Origin of the sequence: Lunatimonas sp. (assembly GCF_020832325.1) — a bacterium.
GTDB lineage: Bacteria > Bacteroidota > Bacteroidia > Cytophagales > Cyclobacteriaceae > Lunatimonas.
Window position 1 is genome coordinate 164,630 of the sequence record NZ_JAFIEU010000017.1, and the last position, 20,223, is coordinate 184,852.

The 20,223-nt window shown below is 44.9% G+C and carries 15 protein-coding genes and 1 pseudogene; 11 read left to right on the forward strand and 5 right to left on the reverse strand.

Features of this window, described 5'->3' with window-relative positions:
- Nucleotides 1-99: 99 nt before the first annotated feature.
- The 5 genes from JJU34_RS06585 (at nucleotide 100) to JJU34_RS06605 (ending at nucleotide 4,406) form a co-directional block, all read left to right on the forward strand.
- Entirely contained in the window at nucleotides 100-1,185 is a 1,086-nt protein-coding gene (locus tag JJU34_RS06585; protein WP_228691535.1) for a Gfo/Idh/MocA family oxidoreductase, read from the forward strand.
- A gap of 48 nt (nucleotides 1,186-1,233) precedes the next feature.
- On the forward strand, nucleotides 1,234-2,256 hold the full coding sequence (locus JJU34_RS06590; protein WP_228691536.1) for a 3-hydroxyacyl-CoA dehydrogenase family protein: 1,023 nt from the start codon (nucleotides 1,234-1,236) through the stop codon (nucleotides 2,254-2,256).
- Entirely contained in the window at nucleotides 2,253-2,636 is a 384-nt protein-coding gene (locus tag JJU34_RS06595) for a hypothetical protein (protein WP_228691537.1), read from the forward strand. Before JJU34_RS06590 ends, JJU34_RS06595 begins: the two co-directional genes overlap by 4 nt.
- A 220-nt stretch (nucleotides 2,637-2,856) precedes the next feature.
- A complete protein-coding gene (locus JJU34_RS06600) occupies nucleotides 2,857-3,960 on the forward strand; it encodes a glycosyltransferase 87 family protein (protein ID WP_228691538.1) in 1,104 nt (367 codons plus the stop codon).
- Between the two features lie 41 nt (nucleotides 3,961-4,001).
- A complete protein-coding gene (locus tag JJU34_RS06605) occupies nucleotides 4,002-4,406 on the forward strand; it encodes a LytTR family DNA-binding domain-containing protein (protein WP_228691539.1) in 405 nt (134 codons plus the stop codon).
- A 29-nt stretch (nucleotides 4,407-4,435) separates the two neighbouring features.
- Here JJU34_RS06605 and JJU34_RS06610 read toward each other — a convergent pair whose 3' ends face one another.
- Complete coding sequence (locus tag JJU34_RS06610) at nucleotides 4,436-5,632, reverse strand: S-adenosylmethionine:tRNA ribosyltransferase-isomerase (RefSeq protein ID WP_228691540.1); 1,197 nt, start codon at nucleotides 5,630-5,632, stop codon at nucleotides 4,436-4,438.
- A gap of 292 nt (nucleotides 5,633-5,924) precedes the next feature.
- Between JJU34_RS06610 and JJU34_RS06615 the strand changes: the two genes are divergently transcribed.
- From JJU34_RS06615 to JJU34_RS06630, 4 genes are all read left to right on the forward strand, one after another.
- Nucleotides 5,925-7,040 carry an o-succinylbenzoate synthase gene (locus JJU34_RS06615; protein WP_228691541.1) on the forward strand — a complete coding sequence of 372 codons (1,116 nt, stop codon included), beginning with the start codon at nucleotides 5,925-5,927 and terminating at the stop codon, nucleotides 7,038-7,040.
- Nucleotides 7,041-7,121: 81 nt separating this feature from the next.
- Nucleotides 7,122-9,524 carry a PSD1 and planctomycete cytochrome C domain-containing protein gene (locus JJU34_RS06620; protein WP_228691542.1) on the forward strand — a complete coding sequence of 801 codons (2,403 nt, stop codon included), beginning with the start codon at nucleotides 7,122-7,124 and terminating at the stop codon, nucleotides 9,522-9,524.
- 6 nt (nucleotides 9,525-9,530) lie between these two features.
- Nucleotides 9,531-11,891, forward strand: a complete 2,361-nt coding sequence (locus JJU34_RS06625) for a PSD1 and planctomycete cytochrome C domain-containing protein (protein WP_228691543.1) — start codon at nucleotides 9,531-9,533, stop codon at nucleotides 11,889-11,891.
- A complete protein-coding gene (locus JJU34_RS06630; protein WP_228691544.1) occupies nucleotides 11,888-13,351 on the forward strand; it encodes a DUF1501 domain-containing protein in 1,464 nt (487 codons plus the stop codon). Before JJU34_RS06625 ends, JJU34_RS06630 begins: the two co-directional genes overlap by 4 nt.
- Nucleotides 13,352-13,444: 93 nt before the next feature.
- Here the strand turns inward: JJU34_RS06630 and JJU34_RS06635 are convergent, their stop codons facing one another.
- Together JJU34_RS06635 and JJU34_RS06640 are read right to left on the reverse strand one after the other, a co-directional pair.
- Entirely contained in the window at nucleotides 13,445-13,819 is a 375-nt protein-coding gene (locus tag JJU34_RS06635) for a BlaI/MecI/CopY family transcriptional regulator (RefSeq protein ID WP_228691545.1), read from the reverse strand.
- 243 nt (nucleotides 13,820-14,062) lie between these two features.
- Entirely contained in the window at nucleotides 14,063-14,812 is a 750-nt protein-coding gene (locus JJU34_RS06640) for a fatty acid desaturase (RefSeq protein ID WP_228691546.1), read from the reverse strand.
- Between the two features lie 174 nt (nucleotides 14,813-14,986).
- On the opposite strand from JJU34_RS06640, the gene JJU34_RS06645 reads away from it, so the two are divergent.
- On the forward strand, nucleotides 14,987-15,361 hold the full coding sequence (locus JJU34_RS06645) for a phage holin family protein (protein ID WP_228691547.1): 375 nt from the start codon (nucleotides 14,987-14,989) through the stop codon (nucleotides 15,359-15,361).
- A gap of 27 nt (nucleotides 15,362-15,388) precedes the next feature.
- Here JJU34_RS06645 and JJU34_RS06650 read toward each other — a convergent pair whose 3' ends face one another.
- Nucleotides 15,389-16,507: an acyltransferase gene (locus tag JJU34_RS06650; RefSeq protein WP_228691548.1), complete on the reverse strand. Its 1,119-nt coding sequence runs from the start codon at nucleotides 16,505-16,507 to the stop codon at nucleotides 15,389-15,391.
- A gap of 437 nt (nucleotides 16,508-16,944) precedes the next feature.
- On the opposite strand from JJU34_RS06650, the gene JJU34_RS06655 reads away from it, so the two are divergent.
- On the forward strand, nucleotides 16,945-19,461 hold the full coding sequence (locus tag JJU34_RS06655) for a DEAD/DEAH box helicase (RefSeq protein WP_228691549.1): 2,517 nt from the start codon (nucleotides 16,945-16,947) through the stop codon (nucleotides 19,459-19,461).
- 592 nt (nucleotides 19,462-20,053) lie between these two features.
- On the opposite strand, the pseudogene JJU34_RS06660 reads toward JJU34_RS06655, so the two are convergent.
- A pseudogene (locus JJU34_RS06660) lies at nucleotides 20,054-20,223 on the reverse strand (IS1595 family transposase); the annotation flags it as partial.

Below are 20,223 nucleotides of genomic sequence, written 5' to 3' on the forward strand. Positions count from 1 at the left end.
AGTTTCGGTTTGGTGCCTGAGTAGCGTCATTTTTTTTTAATTTTAGAATTAATTGCAAAAACATACAGTATTGGTAGTACCAATAAAAATTAATCAACTATGACCCAAAACACAAAACCCGTAAGAATTCTAGTAGTTGGCTGTGGCAACATGGGCTCTTCTCATGCGCTGGCCTATCATCAACTGACTGATTTTGAGATAGTAGGTTTGGTATCAGGCGGTAAATCCAAGCAGGTATTGAACGAAAAGCTAGGAGGATCGTACGCTCTTTTCGATGATTATTTCGAGGCAATGGAGGCGACCAAGCCAGATGCAGTCAGTATATCAACGTATCCCGATACCCATGAACCCTACGCCGTGCATGCGATTGAACAGGGATGTCACGTATTCGTGGAAAAGCCGCTGGCTGATACGGTAGAAGGTGCGCAACGAGTCGTAGATGCTGCTACGGCACACGGGAAAAAACTGGTAGTGGGCTATATTTTACGTCATCATCCATCGTGGGAGCGGTTTATCGCCGAGAGCCACAAGTTGGGTAAGCCTTTGGTCATGCGGATGAATCTGAATCAACAAAGCGAGGGCAGTATGTGGACTCTTCACCGAAACCTCATGAAGTCACTCAGCCCAATTGTAGACTGCGGTGTGCATTATATTGATGTCATGTGTCAAATGACGCGCTCAAAACCAACGCAGGTGTATGCGATAGGGGCTAGATTGACGGAGGAGATTCCCGCAGGCAACTATAATTACGGAAACCTTCAGATTCGATTTGAGGACGGATCGGTGGGCTGGTACGAGGCAGGATGGGGTCCCATGGTCAGCGAAACAGCGTTTTTTATCAAGGATGTATTCGGGCCACAGGGGTCTGTGTCTATTGTGGCAAAAGATGCGGGGGGTTCAGGCAAATCCGATAGCATCGAAGCCCATACCAAAACAGAATCCTTGTTGGTCCACAGTGGGGATCTGAATTCAGAGGAGAAATTTGCAAAGGACGATCAATGGATTGACCTAACCGATGAACCCGACCACAATGGCCTGTGCAAGCGTGAACAGGAATACTTCTTAAGGGCGATCAGAGAAGATATTGATCTTTCAGACCACATGACAGATGCCGTGAATAGCCTTCGAATAGCGTTTGCCTGCGATGAATCGGTGAGAACCGGACAGGTCGTAAAGCTAGGCTAGGAAGAATGAGGTTTGGACAGGTTGTATACATAAAGATAAGCTAAAGAAATGAACTATTCGATGGAGCCCGGAGAGATACCGATTGGTATGGTAGGCCTAGGGCTGATGGGTAGCAGTATTACGGTGTGTATGCTCATTGCAGGTCATCCGGTGATCGGTGTAGAGCCGGTTTCAGAAAATGTAGCAAATAGTCTGCAAAGAGTCCGAAATTACTTGGACGTTGCTTGGCAGAAGGGATTGGTTACTGAAAAACCCGATGCTTATCTGTCGCGTTTGACACTGAGCGATGATTTTGACTCCTTGGGTCCGGCTAAGATTGTGATTGAGTCGGTGAAGGAAGATATGGATATAAAGCGACAGGTATTTGCTAAAATTGATAAAGTCGTAAGCGATGATGCGATCCTATCTTCCAATACGTCGGCAATCCCGATTTCTGACCTTCAGACGTTTGTAAGCTCACCGCAGCGGTTTTTTGGCCTCCATTGGATGCAACCTGCCCATACCACCCGGTTTTTGGAGATTATCTGCGGGAACCAAAGTGACCGGGACATCGCAGATTATCTGTACCAACTGGCTGAAAAGTGGGACAAAGAACCTGTTTTGGTCAAAAAGGATATTCGTGGATTTATCGGAAACCGGCTGATGTATGCCATGTACCGGGAGGCGCTTCACTTGGTGCAAGAGGACTATGCGACCGTGGAGGACGTAGACAGAGCCTGCCGAAATGTAGCAGGATATTTTATTCCGATGGTTGGGGTATTTCGTTGGATGGATTTTACCGGCATCGGTGCCTATCATACCGTCATGAAGGAGTTGTTTCCAACCCTCAGCAACGCGCAAGAGCCCAATAAACTTATTAGTGAGATCGTAGAGGAGGGGGGGAATGGTGTTTTCAACGGTAGGGGGTTTTATACCTATACCGAGGAGGAGCGAAAGCTGTGGGAAGAAGCCTACAGTCGATTTACCTACGAGATCAGAGAGCTTGCTCTGAAATACCCCCACGATGTCGTGAAAAAGAAGTTGGAGCAGAACGAGGACTTGGATTTACCGGAGCAAACCCCGTATTCATGAGACACAGGGATATCCATGGAAGAGTAAGGGCTTTACTTTACCTATCTATGGGTATCCTTCTTTTTTGTGCCTGCAACGGTAGCCAACGCGATCGGTTGGATGGGGACGCATGGGGTACCTACTGGTTTCAGGGAACCTCAGAAATAAGTAGTTTTGACTTACTCCCATACCGTTATGGTGAACCTCGAGAAGGGGAGGTTGTCTTAGTTTTTGTTACAGAAGTCTTATCCCAAAAGAATCAGGTAAAATTAGATCACCCGGAAAGCGCGGGCCGAGATGCGGTAAAGGTGTTAACCCTTAATAAGACGAATCTCCGAAAAGTGACTATTGGAATAAAAACAAACTCCAAGATATCCGCTACAGAAAGGAGCTTCAGTTAGTACCATGAAAGGGCTTCCCATTCGTTTTTTGGCTATCTCATCGGTGTTTTTAGGGTGCATTGGGCTGATAGGTTATTCCTTTACGAGAGATCAATCGGTACCGCTGATGGCACTGTATGGGATAAGTTTTGCTTGCTTTTTTTGGCTCTATCGAATAGCCCAAGGTGAAAACCTAGCCTTGGGGTACTTTTTTGGTTTGGGTCTATTAGCTAGGGTCCTATTGGTATTTTCTTGGCCAACGCTGTCCGACGATTTTGCCAGATTTCTCTGGGATGGCTACTTGGTGCTGCAGGGTATTAGTCCATATGCCTTTACGCCTGATACACTTTTAGCCAAGGAGGGTATCGCGGAGGCTCCGTTTCTTTCAGCGTTGCATCCATTGCTGAATTCATCGGGGTACTACAGTATTTATCCTCCCGTGAATCAGTTATTTTTTGCTCTTTCGGTGTACGTTGGGCAATCGGATTTTTTTCACGCTTTGGTGTTTTTGCGGATCGTATTGATAGCTGCTGAGGGTTTGGTTTTTTTCGTAATGCATAAAATGCTGTTAAGCCAAGGGCTTTCACCCAAGAAAACATTGCTTTATGCACTTAACCCGCTGGTGATTCTTGAGATAGCCGGAAACCTACATTTTGAAGGATTGATGTTGCTGGCAGTATTGGGGACTTTTTGGCTTTTTCGTCGAAGATCTGTTTGGTCTGGATGCTGCTTCGGTCTTGCTATAGCTATAAAACTTACGCCATTATTATTAGCGCCGATGCTGTTAGCAAAAAGTCGTTCTTTTTCCGATTTAGGTAAATTTACACTCGGTTTATTTTTGATGTTAGTTTGTTGTCTTTTACCAATTTATCCATTTCAAGATAATTTTTTTACAAGCTTTAGTCTTTATTATGGGAAATTTGAGTTTAACGCTTCTATTTACTATTTGATTAGAGAAATATTCATGTTCTGGATAGACTACAATCCCATCCAATACGTGACTCCCCTGTTGTCGATAATCTCAGCCACTGCTATCCTGTGGTTAGCCATTCAATCTCGTATTCATTTGAATATCTATCAGTTATCTGTACTTAGTTATGTGTGTTACTTAATGCTGCATGCGGTAGTACATCCTTGGTATATAATCCTTCCTTTGGGTTTAAGTGTTTTTACGAAGCTTCAAACCATGCAGGTCTGGTCAGCTTTTATATTTCTCTCCTACGTTGCGTATCGAAGTGTCCCGGTACTGGAATCTCCCTGGGTGATTTTGGTCCAATATGTGGCCGTTTTGTTTTTCTTTTACAGAGACATCCAAAATTTTAATACGGCTCAAACAATACCGTAGTGCTGTGGTTATGTAACTGATTTACATTAATGAGCAACCATATGAAAATTAACGAAACACTGAAGGTTATTGCAGGTAATGGGACCAATGGCACGCATCTCAACACAAAGGAACTCTTGATTAAGAATGCAATATTTATCAGAGACAAGGGTTGCCTTACAAAAGTAGCCTATCCGGATATTGTGTATCTGAAGGGAGATGGAAACTATACCACCTTGGTGACTGCTAAAAAAACATACTCACTGCGAAACATTTTGAAGGAATTTGAAGAGATTTTGCCGGATGAGTTGTTTATCCGTATTCACAAATCTTACATCGTAAACTTAGAACAGATCTCTACCATTTCTCCCAAGGAGTTGTGCGTGGCCAATGAAAAGGTGCCTGTAGGACGTACGTACTACCAATCCTTGATCAATGGTATTCAGAAATTAGGAAGTGGCGATTAACCAGTCATTGTGACAACAGGAGACGCAAATCAGGTGAGCCATAATAAACTACTGTCACCGTAACTTAGGAAACGGTAGTCGTTGGTTAGTGCTTCTTCGTAAATTTTTTTCCAAGCACCTCCGGTGAATGCGGCAATCAAAAGGATAAGGGTTGATCCGGGCTGATGAAAATTGGTTATCAGTCCGGATACTACTTTGAAGGAATATCCCGGGTAAATATAGATAGAAGTTTCACCTTCCAATTGGCTGATTCCCTGCGCATCCATCCAGTCCAGCACATGCTGAAAAACCTCTCGGAAATCAGGTAATTCAGTCTGATGTTCGTAGGGGTAGGTTTGGGGAATTATAAATGTAGCATCCCCCTCTTTCAATAACTTTACTCCAAACCAATACAAGCTTTCCAAAGACCGAATGGAAGTGGTTCCCACAGCGACCACGCTTCCCTTGGCCTGTACCAATGCCTCGAGGTTTTCCCGTGAAAAGACCATTTGCTCGCCGTGCATGGAGTGTTCTTTTACATTCTCTACCGCGATAGGTTGGAAGGTACCCGCGCTGACGTGTAGGGTCAAATAATCCAAAGATATCCCTTTGTCTTTAAGGTTTCTGAGGATCTCTGGGGTGAAATGCAATCCAGCGGTCGGTGCCGCCACCGCGCCTTTTACCTGAGAGTATACTGTTTGGTACCGTTCGCTATCCTCTTCGGTAGCTTCTCGGTTGAGGTAGGGTGGAAGGGGAAGTTTGCCGATGGCCTCTACTAGTGAAGCGAATGGTTCCCGTTGATCCCAAGTTAGCTGTACCAGTCGTTTTTCCCGGTCTACCAAGGTAGCGGTGAGGTTGATTATTCGGCCAGATAGCTCCACCTGTTTTTTAAGCTCCTCGCCAGACTTCCATCGTTTCAAGTTGCCTATCAGGGTTTCCCAAGTAGTTGACTCGGTTTCTTCCATCACGGTTTGTATTACTGTACTAGGTGATATAGGCTTTAGCAAGAATATTTCAATCCACGCACCTGTTTCCCGCTGAAAAAATAGCCTGGCAGGTATCACCTTGGTGTTATTAAATACCAACAGGGAATCGGCGGGAATCAATGAGGGTAGATCTTGAAATTGGTGATGTTGAATTTCCTGGTCCTTATACCATAGCAACTTGGAAGTGTCTCGCTGTGCTAGGGGAAACTTGGCGATCCGATGCTCGGGCAACTCATACCAGAAATCTGTCTTTTGTAACATGGATTGGTTAGACATGGTAGCGATGTGGGGAAACAATGGGGATAAATCCTTAGTTTTGGTCAATCGACGGCAAATATAAAGGATTTATTCGTAGTGGTTTTGCGTGCCTCTAAGATTTAGATCAGGAAGCAAAGGTAATGCGTAGCGATGGTTTTTGTGCCACTTGGCTAGGGACTACTCGGCGGAATGTTTCCCTCTAGTGTTCTAAAAAAAGCCGGCACCCTACGGATGGATTAGGTTTTCTCTGCCAGTTGGATGAGTTAATACCGTTGAATTCTATTTTACAACAACTATGAACAAAACGACAGAAAAAATACGAGTTTCCGCATCGTTTGAGCCGTTGCACTTGAAGTTTAAGTTTGATGCGGGCACATCGAGAGGGGTTTTGCAGGAAAAGCATAACTACTTGCTACGGATTCGGTCGGATACTTATCCAGGTTTGGTTGGGATAGGGGAGGCAGGACCGTTGGTAGGACTAAGCTTGGATGATCGAAAGGATTTTCGAGCATGTCTTCAACAGGTGTGCGATGGCTTGCAGGGGGTGGCGTTTTCTACAGATCCAGACATGATTCTTAAAGAGGTAGCCGCATTGGTGCTGGAGGGTCTCCCCAGTATCCGTTTTGCGTTGGAAACTGCCTTATTGGATCTGATTCATGGGGGAAGGCGCCGCATTTTCCCAAATAGATTTTTCGACAATCAAGTACCCATACCCATCAACGGTTTGGTATGGATGGGAGAAGTGGAATTTATGGAACGGCAGATCGAGGAAAAGCTGGCCGCTGGGTTTTCCTGCATCAAGATGAAAATCGGTGCGATTGACTTTGATACGGAATACCACTTGCTAAAAAAGGTACGGAAGCGGTATAGAAAAGAAGAAATTACCCTGAGGGTAGATGCCAATGGGGCATTTTCTCCGGAAGACGCATTGACCAAGCTGGAAAAGTTGTCCGCATTGGATCTTCATAGTATCGAACAGCCGATAGGACAGGGACAGTGGGAAGAGATGGCGAAGCTATGTGCACATTCTCCAGTACCCATCGCATTGGATGAAGAGTTGATCGGTATTTTTGATGAGGCAGAAAAGAGTAAACTACTCGCTAATGTGATGCCTGCTTTTATCATTTTAAAACCCACCCTGCTGGGAGGCATTTACGAAACAACGACATGGATCCGTTTGGCAGAGGAAAAAGGGATAGGTTGGTGGATGACCTCCGCCTTGGAGAGCAATGTTGGGTTAAATGCCATAGCGCAATTTACAGCTACCTTTGAATCGGAAATGCCACAGGGTTTGGGAACAGGCCAACTGTATCACAACAATATTGATTCACCGTTATTGGTTAGAGCCGGATACCTATGGTATGATGCAGAAAAAAGGTGGGCGAACATTCCTGGTGGGGAGATAAATTAAAGACCGATTATCCTATATTACCGTGGTAAAATTGATGTAAATGCCTATCTTTAAGAGATTGTCGTTTGATTTGATACCTTCATGCTTGTTAACGTTTTAAGGGTTTTTCCGGCTGCCGTTTGTGGGTGGTTGTTATTGGTTGTAGGCTGTGGAGAAGGCAGTTCGCACCACGGTGAAGGTGAAATACCCGAGGTCATCAGTTACAACCTACACATACGCCCGATTCTGTCGGAAAATTGCTTTGCTTGTCATGGACCGGACGCGAATAAGCGGGAGGCAGGATTACGCTTGGACTCCCCCGAGGAAGCCTTTCTTGCCCTGAGGGATAGTCCCGGTAGTCATGCTTGGGTGCCCGGTTCCCCCAAGGCATCGGTTGCTTTTCAGCGGGTTGTTTCAACCGACCCCAATGAGTTGATGCCTCCTCCTTCATCGAACCTTACACTGAGTGATCGGGATATTAAGCTATTGGAGAAATGGTTACAGCAGGGCGCTCGTTATGAGCCGCATTGGGCATTTATCCCTCCCACCAAAGCGGACTTGCCAACGGTGGCATTTAGTTCGTGGCCCAAGCACCCATTGGATTATTTTATCCTAGAGAAGCAGGAAAAGCTAGGTCTTAAGCCAAATCCGGAATCTGATCCGGCTCAGCTCCTTAGGCGTGTCACGCTGGACCTTACCGGTTTGCCTCCCACATTCGGGGAACTGAATGCATTTATCGCCGATCCGTCCCTCGAGAATTACGAGAAAGTGGTAGATGAATTGCTCGCTCGAAAGACGTATGGAGAAAAAATGGCAGTGCATTGGATGGACTTGGCAAGGTATGCGGATTCCCACGGTTATCAGGATGACTATTATCGAACCCAATGGCCTTGGCGCGACTGGGTTATTCATGCGTTTAATCAAAACCTTTCTTATGAGTCCTTTGTAACCTGGCAGCTGGCAGGGGATTTAATGCCCGATGCTACCAAAGAGACGCTGCTAGCCACGGCTTTTAACCGTAACCATAAAATCACGGAGGAATCCGGAGCGATCGACGAAGAGTATAGGGTGGAATACGTGGTGGATAGGGCAAATACCGTTGGAAAGGCTTTTTTAGGCCTTACCCTAGAGTGTGCCCAATGCCACGATCACAAATACGATCCCATATCCCAAAAGGAATACTTTCAGGTTTATGCCTTTTTCAATCAGGTGGCTGAATATGGAATAGAGGAATCTACTCCGGGATTTTCCAGGAAAAGCCCGGCAAAGCATCCCCTGATGGAAATTACAGATGAGGATGTAACGGGTATTTTGTCCTTTGTGAATCGCCCCGATTCTACGGCTATGTCGGTCGCATTAATCGGGGACGTGAAATCAGGTGCTAATTTCCATGCCTTGCAGTCGGAGACGGGATTCCTTCGCGTGTCTGTGATGGGTGATTTAGACACATTGAGAAGTACCTATATCCTCGAAAGGGGGGATTATGAGGCTCATGGGGAGCGGGTGGGTCCGGGTACTCCAAAAGCGGTATTACCATTTGGAGACCGATATCCCTCCAACCGGTTGGGCCTAGCGTACTGGTTATTTGACCGGGATAATCCACTTACTGCGAGGGTATTTGTAAATCGGTTGTGGATGCAGTTTTTCGGAGAAGGCATCGTAGATACGCCGGGAGATTTTGGTATGCAGGGTTCTTTGCCCAGCCACCCGGAGTTATTGGATTGGCTGGCGGTGGATTTTATGGAGTCTGGATGGGACATGAAGCATTTGGTGAAGACCCTGGTAATGTCGGCTACTTACAGGCAAAGTTCCACCATGACAGAGGAGAAGAGACGCAGGGATCCCGATAATAAATTATTTTCCAGATTTCCGCGGATGCGTCTTCCTGCAGAACATATCCGCGATGTGGTATTGGCAAGTAGCGGTTTGTTGGTGCCGGAAATTGGAGGGCCCAGTGTGAAACCTTATCAGCCGCCTGGATTATGGGAGCTGGCTACCTCGGGAAGAGGCAATTTGGCGACATATAAACAGGATTCCTTAGAGAAACTCTATCGGAGGGGGTTGTATACCTTCATAAAAAGAACCGTTCCGCCGCCCTCGATGATCCTATTCGATGCCAGTAATCGCGACGTTTGCGAGGTCGAGCGCACACGAACCAACACTCCCCTCCAGGCATTGGTGATGTTAAACGACCCCACCGTTCTAGAGGCTTCCCGGGTGCTTGCTGCGACTTTATTGAGGGACGGAAAGCCCACGGAGCAGGCTGTGAAAGAAGCTTTCACTCGGATTGTGGGAAGAATTCCCGATTCCCGCGAAATACAGGTATTGGTTGATTTTCATCAAGAGTTAGTAACAGACTTTCGCGAGGACGAAGCAAACGCTTCGAAATTGCTGGAAGTAGGGGATTCCCCGATTCCAACAGACCTGTCGGCAATAGATCTTGCTTCCCTGATGCAGGTCATACACACCTTATATAACATGGAAGAAACGATCACAAAATCCTAGTCCCTGATGCGTCCTGTAATCCTGATGATCAATTTCCTTCAGACCCAATGGCAGCTTTGCGGGGCCAGCCTAGTGGGCGTTTTATCCGTTTTATTTGCAATTGCTTGTAAAGGTCCTGTAGATGGAGAAGGGCGCATTCCCGATCAGGTTAGCTATAATCTACATATTCGGCCCATCCTTTCAGACAATTGCTTTGCCTGCCACGGACCCGATGCCAATAAGCGGGAGGCCGGTCTCCGGTTGGATATAGAGGAGGAGGCTCTGCGGGCATTGAAAGATACTCCTGATCGGCATGCGATCGTCCCCGGTCGCCCCAAAGATTCAGAACTCTTCCGAAGGGTTGTTTCTACTGATCCTTTGGAGAAGATGCCCCCACCGGAATCCAACTTATCGCTTACCGATAGAGAGGTAACGCTGATCGAAAAGTGGATTAAGCAAGGCGCAAAATACGAACCTCATTGGGCTTTTGTTCCTCCAAATAAAGTTGAGATTCCCGTAGTCAGGGATTCAGACTGGCCAATTAACGAGATAGACTATTTCATATTGGAATCCCAAGAGCAGCGTGGACTGAAGCCAAATGGGGAAGCGCCCAAAGAGATGATTCTCCGGCGCCTATCCTTTGATCTGACCGGTTTGCCGCCAGCTTTGGAGCTTCAGGATCGCTTTCTGGCTGATGATCGCCCCGACGCCTACGAGCGGTTAGTGGATGAACTGCTGGGCAGTGCACGCTTTGGCGAGCGGATGGCGGTGCATTGGATGGATATAGGCAGGTATGCAGATTCCCATGGATATCAAGACGATAATTTTCGCAGTCAATGGCCTTGGAGAGACTGGGTGATACACGCTTTTAACAAAAACATGCCCTATGACGAGTTTTTGACTTGGCAGCTAGCAGGAGATTTGCTCCCAAATCCGACAAAAGAGCAAATACTAGCGACGGGGTTTAACCGTAACCATAAGATTACAGAGGAAGGGGGGGTGATTGACGAGGAATACAGGGTAGAGTATGTAGTAGACCGGACCAATACTTTCGGCAAGGCCATGATCGGAATCACTATGGAGTGCGCCCAATGCCATGATCACAAGTACGACCCGATTTCCCAAAAAGAGTATTTTCAATTATATGCATTTTTCAACAATATCCGGGAAGTAGGGCACGAATCAAACATCGGTGGTCCCGAAACCTATGCCAAGCATCCCAAGATAGACATCACGGATGAAGACATAGCAGGGATATTATCCTTCGTCAATAAGAAAGATACACTTGGGCTTATCGTATCCGTGATGGGTGAGCGGGACAGTGTGCGAATTACGCACGTGTTGGAGAGAGGGGTGTACGATGCACCCGGCGAACAGGTGGATCCAGGTACTCCCTCCGCCGTTTTACCATTTTCGGATCAGTATCCCAAGAATCGCCTGGGACTGGCCCAATGGCTCACAACCCCCCAAAACCCACTTACAGCCAGGGTGTTTGTAAACCGGATATGGGCCGAAATTTTCGGGACAGGCCTGGTGGAAACGGTTGGCGATTTTGGGATGCAGGGAAAATTGCCTACCCATCCCGAATTATTGGATTGGCTGGCAGCTGATTTTGTGGAAAATGGATGGGATATCAAGCGACTTGTCAGGCAGATGGTTTATTCAGCTACCTACCGTCAGTCTTCCGAGGTGAATGAAAAGCGACTGCATGCGGATCCATCCAATCGGTGGTACACTAGAGCACCCAGAGAGCGTGTCAAGGCAGAATTCGTGAAAGATTTGGTAATGGCGAGCAGTGGTCTGATGAACGGTGAAATTGGTGGTCCCAGCGTCAAACCCTACCAGCCAGAGGGTCTTTGGGAGGCTGCAGCTTCCACGGGGGCGAAATTTGGCCTTTTAGGCACCTATATTCAGGATACCGGCGAAAAGCTTTACCGTCGGGGTTTGTATACCTTTATAAAGCGGACCTTGCCACCGCCAAGCATGAGTATCTTTGACGCGAGTAACCGGGATGTCTGTGATCCGGAGCGAACTACCACGAACACCCCGCTGCAGGCATTGGTTATGATGAATGACCCCATGGTTCTAGAAGGGGCACGTGTATTGGCGGCACGTCTCTTAAGCGATTCGGTGAAGGGACCCGAAACGCTTGAGATCGCATTTCGACTAATCGTAAACCGGCATCCATCGGATTCGGAAAGGCGGATATTGGCAGCTTACCACGAAGAACAACTTGCCTATTTTCGGAATCACACGGAAGTGGCTGAAAAAATACTGACTGTGGGAGAATATCCACAGGATGACTCTTTGGATCGGGTACACCATGCGGCATTGATGCAGGTGATTTGCCTTATTTATAATTTAGAAGAAGCGATTACGAAGTCATGACGAAGGAAAAAGAAATCATCGAACATGGATTGAATACCAACCGAAGGCATTTTCTTTCGAAGTTAAGTCTTGGGCTGGGTTCAGTAGCATTGGGTTCTCTTTTGATACCCGACCTGTTGAGTAGCAGGTCGGGCAATCAGCAAGAAGATTTTCTTGCCGGGATTCCTCACTTTGCCCCCAAGGCCAAGCGGGTAATTTATCTCTTCCAAAATGGAGCCCCTTCTCAGTTGGAAAGTTTTGATTATAAACCCAAGCTACGGGAGATGTGGGGGGAGGAGCTGCCTGAATCTATTCGGCAAGGCCAACGGCTAACAGGCATGACTTCCAGTCAGACCTCTTTTCCGTTGGTAGGATCTCTCTATGATTTTCAACAATATGGGCAAGCCAGGGCATGGGTGAGCGAGTTGTTTCCCCATACTGCCAAAATCGTAGACGATCTTTGTATTGTCAAATCCATGCATACTGAGGCAATCAACCACGATCCGGCACTTACCTTTTTCCAAACCGGTGCCCAACAGGGTAACCGACCCAGCATGGGCGCCTGGCTTAGTTACGGCTTGGGCAGTGAGAACAGCAACCTGCCTGCGTTTACGGTATTGTTGTCTAAGGGGACAGGAAATGGACAGGGTGTGTATTCCAAATTGTGGAGCAATGGCTTCTTGGAGTCCATCCATCAGGGTGTGCAGTTCAGCAGCGGTGAGGATCCGGTACTGTACTTAAGTAATCAAGAAGGCATGAGTGGTGCACAGCGGCGAAAAATGCTGGACCGCCTGGCGGAGTTGAACCAACTTTCTTTTGAGCGTTTGGGAGATCCGGAGATTCATGCAAAGATCGCTCAGTATGAAATGGCTTACCGGATGCAAACCGCAGTACCTGAGGCAACTGATCTGTCCAAGGAGCCGGACATGATTTTTGATCTCTATGGAGAGGACAGCCGGAAGCCCGGTACTTATGCTGCCAACTGTCTACTTGCGCGGAAGCTGTCGGAAAATGGAGTTCGATTTGTACAGCTTTATCACCAAGGGTGGGATCAGCACGGTAACCTACCAAAGGAAATGAGAGCGCAGGCGAAAGACACCGATCAAGCGACCGCTGCATTGGTGACAGATCTCAAACAGCGCGGACTATTGGATGAAACGCTGGTAATTTGGGGGGGTGAATTTGGCAGAACCAACTATTCACAAGGAAAGCTGACCAAAGAAAATTACGGCAGGGATCACCATCCAAGGTGTTTTTCGATTTGGATGGCCGGAGGGGGTGTTAAGCCTGGGTTTGTATACGGGGAGACGGATGACTTCGGGTACAATATCGTGAAGGATCCGGTACATGTACATGATTTTCAGGCCACCGTATTGCACCAACTGGGTTTGGATCACGAAAAATTAGTATACAAGCATTTAGGGCGGCGTTTTCGACTCACAGATGTTGCCGGTCGGGTGGTGAAGGAGCTGTTAGTATAATTGTAAACACTAAAAGCAAGGGCTGCGGTTGGTTTTGGCAGCCCTTGCTTTCTTAAATTGGGTGTTTGGAAAGGCGTCCATTTTGGGGTTTCATCAACGGTCGCTTTCCAATACTTCTCCTTTTACCTCGACTAACAGGCGTTCCATTTCAAGTGCATCCATATTTCCGTCCTTTGCAAAAAAGGATGCCAACTTGGCAAATGACCCATTGAAATATCCCGACAAGAGATTTTCGATGGAAAATCGGCGGTATTCATCCTTGGAAACAATTGGGAAGTATTCGTGTGATTTACCGTAGGCTGTGTGGCTTACAAAGCCTTTTTTCTCCAATATCCGGATGATGGTAGAGACCGTGTTATAGGCCGGTTTTGGTTCGTTCATTTTGGCAAGCAAATCTTTGACAAATCCTTTTTCGACTTCCCATAGAATCTGCATCACCTGCTCTTCTGCTCTAGTTAGCTCTTTCATCTTTGTTTGTGGTTTGAGTGTATTTCTGTGGTTACAAGTTGGGAACACTGCCGATAGACGGTAAGCCCGGCGAGCGATAGGTTTGCCTATCGAAGCCTGCTTGTTGAACTTTTGATGGTTCAAAAATAAACTATATTTATCAATAAATACAGTGTAAAGCCAAAAACTGGAGAATTTTTAAATCAATAATATCTAAAAATAAATAAACCACCGATTTGGTGGTTTATTTGGTGACTTAAAAGGTTATGCTGTTTTCAATTTTATGATACCGGAAGCGTGCAGAAGCTTCACTATAGGGTACGTGGGGTCAAATTCGTACCACTTTACCGCAAAGTTAGGGCGCTTCGGTAGTTTGTGGTGGTTGTTTTGAAATAGTTCACCGAGCATCAAAAAGTCCAAGAACAAGGAGTTTTTCGACTTATCATTATTATCAAAGTTGGCGTAACCGTATTTGTGACCGCTCCAGTTAACGATGGCACCGTGGACCGGACCCATCATAAAATGTAGAGGGAGCATGAAATACATCCACCAGTGGGTACCAGCAAGTTCAAATACGCTAATGCTAAGCACGTAGATCAGGACGTAGACTAAGGCCCATCCTACCCGGACAACCATGGTATCTGCAAAAAGGTCAAATTTATTCCAATCTGGCACATCTTTAGAAAAGCGCTCCTCCGGCTTCACCCGGAAGGTAAAGTGGTCGTTGTATATCTTTTTTGTCTTCCACATCATGGTGAAGAGATTTTCGGTATGATGGGGGCTGTGGGGGTCTTTAGGTGTGTCGCTGTATGCGTGGTGCATACGATGAAGGATTGCGTAGGCTCTTGGCGAAAGGTACGAAGACCCTTGGCAGATCCAGGTGAATATGTAGAAAAACTTTTCCCAGAACTTATTCATCAAAAACATCTGATGAGCGGCGTATCGGTGAAGAAAGAAGCTTTGACAAAAGAGAGAGAAATACCAATGGAGGAGGAAGAGAACGATTAGAATCACTTTGTTATGAATTACGTTTACTAATTAACCCTGTAAAGTTAAGGTCTTTGCGCATTTACGAAGAAAAAATCAGCGGTTTTTTTCGTAGAAAGTGATATATCTCATATTTTAGGGGTTGAGGTACACGTTTTGCACATTCATTGGAAAAAATCACGTCACATCGATATCAGTACTATGAGCAAGCCAAAAGAAATACTTGGAATTCTTTTCCAGTTGGTAGTCGCCGGCCTGGCGGTGATTTTTACAGCCTATATATTACCGGGCATAGAGGTGGATGATTACCTGACGGGTATCATCATTGCTGCGTTATTGGCGCTACTGAATATTACGATCAAGCCAATTTTGATCTTTTTGACCATTCCCATCACCTTGGTTACGCTGGGATTATTTTTGCTGGTGATCAACGCAGTGCTGGTACTCATTGCCGCATCCATTGTCAGCGGATTTACGGTAGACAGTTTTTGGTGGGCCTTATTATTTAGCCTGATTCTATCCTTGGTAAATTCGATTCTGGGAATCTCGCTGGGTGAGGGCCGGTTTTTACGGTAGTGAATGGTCTAATTGACCATGTTTGTTTCATTGCACTCTACTTGGAAAGTACCGATTTCTAATTTTTAGAAAATAGTCTTCCACATAATAGGTCATAAGCATCCCACAAATCACAGAAGCACTTGTTGCAAGAAGGAAGTCAATGTAGTGATTGTAGGCAATATTTAAGTTTGAGTATACTTCATAACTGAGGTAATTCGCTAGCGTATGTATTACGTAAATCGAATAGGAACAATACCCGATTTTACTTATCAAATCAACGGTTACCGACCCAAAAATCCTGTTAATGTGCTCGTTCACTCTAGGCGTAGTGATGAAGTAGATCAGAATAATACCAAATGAAACGTACAATAGCGTGAATCCGATGGTTTTTACGAAGAATGATGGTATAGGGTCGATAAACGGTGTCCATATCAATCCGATACCAGCGAGGGCAAAAAGGCGTTTTTTATAGGTGTAAAATACGCTAACAAGTTTCGCTCTTTTGAAATAGTAGAGATAGGAGATAAATACACCAGCTATCAGCGAATCCATTCGTAAGTGGGTCATCGTGGTGTGTCTGGCGTCTTGGTCAGGAAACATCAAGTTGCTGGCCAACCGAAGAATTAGACAGGTGCACAATATCGAGCACAGTATTCTTTCTGCTGTCAATCCCCTTTTTATTTGTTTTTCATAGTGCATTCGATTGGTTGTCTTATACTTAATCCCCCACCAAAGAATGAGGGAAAGCCCAACGTAAAAATGTTCTTCCACAGCCAATGACCAACTTGCAGGATAGGCATATCCCCAGCCGATAACATAGTTTTGAACAAAAAGCATATCCGAAAGAAATCCCTTTAGGCTGAAATTATCCGCCAGAAAAATGGGTATTAGGTAGAATGCATAAAACAAATAGTAAATTGGGTAGATTTTGAATCCTCTCCTGATCAAGAATCTCTTTGGGTGAATATCGCCAAATCTCAAATATTCTTTAAACAATAGTCCAGAAACGAGAAATCCACTTAGGGTAAAGAATAAGTCTACTCCAATCCAACCCATATTAGTAGTAAATGGAAAGAGGTATTTATGCCGCAGCAATACCAGTATTATCGCCATTCCTCTTAAAAAATCTATCTCCCTTAATCTTTTGGTCGGTGTTGTGATCATCCAATAGTCGATTAGGCTTTTCGTCGGGTACTTGAAAAAGATCGCTTATCCCAAAGAAATCGTACAGAAACCAAAGTCTTTAACCTGCTTACACAGGTTAGTATCCTTTCCATTTAGTCCAAGTAATCTAGAATTACTCTTAAACTGACGCTAATGTCGTGAGTTTTCACGTAACCAGAAACAAAAGTGCAATTTTTTTGACAATCCATCATACGGTAGGGCTACAGAATTTTTGTCCTGTAGTCTCAATTCAGACTGCTTGGAATTACCGCTACAATGTAGTTTGCGAAAATTTTGGATCGTAGCTGGGACTTTAAAGATCATCATTTTTCAGCGATTTCTAGTTATAAATGCGTTGCGCCAGCTAAAACTATTACTTAGTTTTAGCTGGACATTTGATTATACGTATTCAATCTTTATGTTAACCTATCTGCTACATGGCCAACACGTCAAAATCAAAACCGAAAAAATACGCAGCAAACCGGAATAAAAAGCCATCTATTCCTTACCACCGAAAGCCCGAAAATCTTACGTTGGACCAATGGCAGGAAGGGCTGCGAAGACAATTTGCTGGCATACAATCCTTCGAAATTACCAATCTGGGATCAGAGCCTGTCTTTTCGGATTATGAAGTGAAGAACCTCCATTCCGGAAGTACTTACAAAGTGGCGATACGTAGTAACCCAAATCAAGTGATAGCTGGACAAAACAACAATTTCTGTGCCTGCTATGATTTTAAGACCAATGGGTTGGGTACCTGTAAACATATTGAGGCTGTACTCCTTCAAATATGCAAAAAAAGAGACCTAAAAAAGCGATATAAAACCGAGCAGTTTGCGCCTGCGTACAGTTCGGTTTTCTTGAAATACACCAGTGAGGGTAGAAAAGTCATGCTTCGGATTGGGACGCTTAATAACCAGAAAATGAAGTCTTTAAGCAAGTCCTATTTTCATCCCGATGGAAGTATGAAGGTGTCTGGTCTTCAATCATTTGATGTGTTTATTCAGGAAGCTAAACAATTGGATCCAGATTTCCGATGCTACGAGGATGCTATGTCATATATTATCGGTTTACGGGAAAAGGTCAATCGAAAGGCTTGGATCGCCAATCACAAGCAGGCGATCGATGAAGGGATGCTTGCAAAGTACATCAAAGCTACACTCCATCCCTACCAAAGAGAGGGTGTTTGTTTTGCCCTCGAATCCGGTAGAGTGCTTATCGCAGATGAAATGGGACTGGGTAAAACCATTCAGGCCATTGCAGCTACCGAAGTCTTTCATAGGGAGTTTCATGTTCAGAAGGTACTGGTTGTTTGCCCCACCTCTTTGAAGTATCAGTGGAAGTCAGAAATCGAGAAGTTTACGGAAAGTTCTGTACAGGTCATTGAAGGAAACCGGCTGAAGCGCTTGGAACAATATGCCAACGACTCTACTCTATATCAAATAGTTAGCCACCACATTATCGGCTACGATCTAAAGGAAATCAATGAAGCAGGATTTGACCTGATTATTCTCGACGAAGCTCAGCGGATAAAGAATTGGAAGACCAAAATTTCGCAGAATATCAAAAAGTTATCTTCTGAGTATGCGATCGTCCTCACCGGAACGCCTCTTGAAAATAAATTAGAGGAGCTGTATTCCATTGTTCAGTTTATTGATCCTTTTCGACTGGGCGCACTGTTTCGTTTCCTGTATAACCATCAGATTACCGATCCAGAGACAACCAAAGTGATCGGATACAAAGACCTCAATCAAGTTGGCGAGATTTTGGCTGATTTAATGATCCGCAGGACCAAAAAGAAAGTATTGCGGCAATTGCCCGACCGGCAGGACAAGAATCTTTTTGTGCCTATGACCGATGAACAGCAGGCTGCCCATGATGAATGTTACGATACAGTCTGTCGCTTGGTGAATAGATGGCGTAAGATGGGGTTTCTACCTGAAAAGGACCGACAGCGACTGATGATTAACCTCAATATGATGCGTATGGTTTGCGACAGCACTTTTGTCTTGGATCAAAAGACCCGGCACGACACCAAAATCTCAGAACTTATGGGGATACTTGAAGAAATATTTGAAATATCGGGGGAAAAGGTGGTTATCTTTAGTCAGTGGGAGCGAATGACCAGGTTAGTTGCTAAAGAACTAGAGGATTTGGGAATCCGATTCGAAAATCTGCATGGTGGTATTCCTTCCAAAGATCGGAGAGATCTTTTGGATAATTTTATGAACGACCCCGATTCTAGGGTGTTTCTTAGTACCGATGCGGGAGGGGTTGGCCTGAATCTTCAATCTGCGGCTTATCTGATAAATCTGGACATTCCATGGAATCCAGCCGTATTGGAACAGCGGATAGCACGGATTTTTCGCATGGGCCAGAAAAAGAAAGTCAATATCATTAACTTGGTTTCAAACGGAACCATTGAGCACCGTATGTTGGACGTGCTCCGGTTTAAGTCTAGCATGGCAGAGGGAGTGCTGGATGGGGGAGATGATGCGATCATGATGCAGGAGGACAGGTTCCGTCAATTTATGAATAGTGTTGAGTCTGTGGTTGACGAGATCCCTCGTGAGACTTTCTTACCAGAGACGGAGGATTCCGCAGAACTAAAAGAGACTTACCAGAGAACGCCTGACTCTCAGAGCAACCTTGGATTTGATGGCAAGCAGATGGGGCTGTTTGACGATGAAGCACCAAAGGCCTCCAAAAAGTGGTCGCCTGTAGAAGAGTCTGGCCCAGGTAGTGGCACGCCTGACTGGATGGTACAGTTGGCAAAGGCTTTTGCGGACCCTAAGATGACAAAGCAACTAGCCCAAACGTTTACCGAAAAGAACGAAAAAACCGGGCAGACATTTTTTAAATTGCCGGTAGAAAACGAGGAGGTGGTTGAAAATGTGTTGAATAGCCTGGGTCAGCTGTTTAAGGCGATGGATTGGCAAAAAATCGGGAAATAGAAAGCGGGGCATTGAAGCCTGAATTAGGTACTTCGAGCACATAATCCGTAACGGATATAGAGTATGGTAGTACAAAATGAAAATATGCTTAGCCGTTTTCGGTACGTTTCCAAGTGATGACCCACTTGTTCATAATATTAATTTTTTAATATTAAAAATATTAAAAAATTAATATTATGAAATTAAAATATAACATAAAAATGTAGTATTTTATCTTTATTATTAGTAAGGTTTTAAATATGTATTATATAATAAAAAAAATAATTAAATTATATTTTTTTATTAATAGAAATTTTGATCCAACATTTTTAAAGGATACTTGTTTTAAAAGTATGTCTCAAGTATATTTAGTTTTAATATGTATAAAGGCTCAAGGTCTGCAGCTAATTGGAGTTGCTGAAAATGGGCAATTGATTGTTTTAAAATGTGGTTTGTATGGTTTTTAAGCTATTAGAAGCAGACTAGCTCAATGTGAATTTAAATTGGGTCGCCGATAAAAGTGTAAGTTCGAGGAATTTAGGTCATAATTTTAATAGTTTAAAGTTGTGGACATAGGAGCATACAAGGTTAATACCGTAATTGAATTAGGCATTTAATAAATAAACTCTTTATAGGGGTATGGAGGCTTTCCCAGCATCCTGACGATTAAATTCTCAAATATCCCTTCCTTCATCTTTTGTCGGTTGAACCGGTAGGTATATTCGTTTATATAGGGTTGCAGGTTCATCACCGAATGGTGGGTACCCCTGAGCCAAGCCTTGA

Excerpts from the sequence above, each read along its gene's own strand:
- JJU34_RS06585 (WP_228691535.1), top strand. The coding sequence starts at position 100 with ATGACCCAAAACACAAAACCCGTAAGAATTCTAGTAGTTGGCTGTGGC.
- JJU34_RS06590 (WP_228691536.1), top strand. The coding sequence starts at position 1,234 with ATGAACTATTCGATGGAGCCCGGAGAGATACCGATTGGTATGGTAGGC.
- JJU34_RS06595 (WP_228691537.1), top strand. The coding sequence starts at position 2,253 with ATGAGACACAGGGATATCCATGGAAGAGTAAGGGCTTTACTTTACCTA.
- JJU34_RS06605 (WP_228691539.1), top strand. The coding sequence starts at position 4,002 with ATGAAAATTAACGAAACACTGAAGGTTATTGCAGGTAATGGGACCAAT.
- JJU34_RS06610 (WP_228691540.1), bottom strand. The coding sequence starts at position 5,632 with ATGTTACAAAAGACAGATTTCTGGTATGAGTTGCCCGAGCATCGGATC.
- JJU34_RS06615 (WP_228691541.1), top strand. The coding sequence starts at position 5,925 with ATGAACAAAACGACAGAAAAAATACGAGTTTCCGCATCGTTTGAGCCG.
- JJU34_RS06620 (WP_228691542.1), top strand. The coding sequence starts at position 7,122 with ATGCTTGTTAACGTTTTAAGGGTTTTTCCGGCTGCCGTTTGTGGGTGG.
- JJU34_RS06625 (WP_228691543.1), top strand. The coding sequence starts at position 9,531 with ATGCGTCCTGTAATCCTGATGATCAATTTCCTTCAGACCCAATGGCAG.
- JJU34_RS06630 (WP_228691544.1), top strand. The coding sequence starts at position 11,888 with ATGACGAAGGAAAAAGAAATCATCGAACATGGATTGAATACCAACCGA.
- JJU34_RS06635 (WP_228691545.1), bottom strand. The coding sequence starts at position 13,819 with ATGAAAGAGCTAACTAGAGCAGAAGAGCAGGTGATGCAGATTCTATGG.
- JJU34_RS06645 (WP_228691547.1), top strand. The coding sequence starts at position 14,987 with ATGAGCAAGCCAAAAGAAATACTTGGAATTCTTTTCCAGTTGGTAGTC.
- JJU34_RS06650 (WP_228691548.1), bottom strand. The coding sequence starts at position 16,507 with ATGATCACAACACCGACCAAAAGATTAAGGGAGATAGATTTTTTAAGA.
- JJU34_RS06655 (WP_228691549.1), top strand. The coding sequence starts at position 16,945 with ATGGCCAACACGTCAAAATCAAAACCGAAAAAATACGCAGCAAACCGG.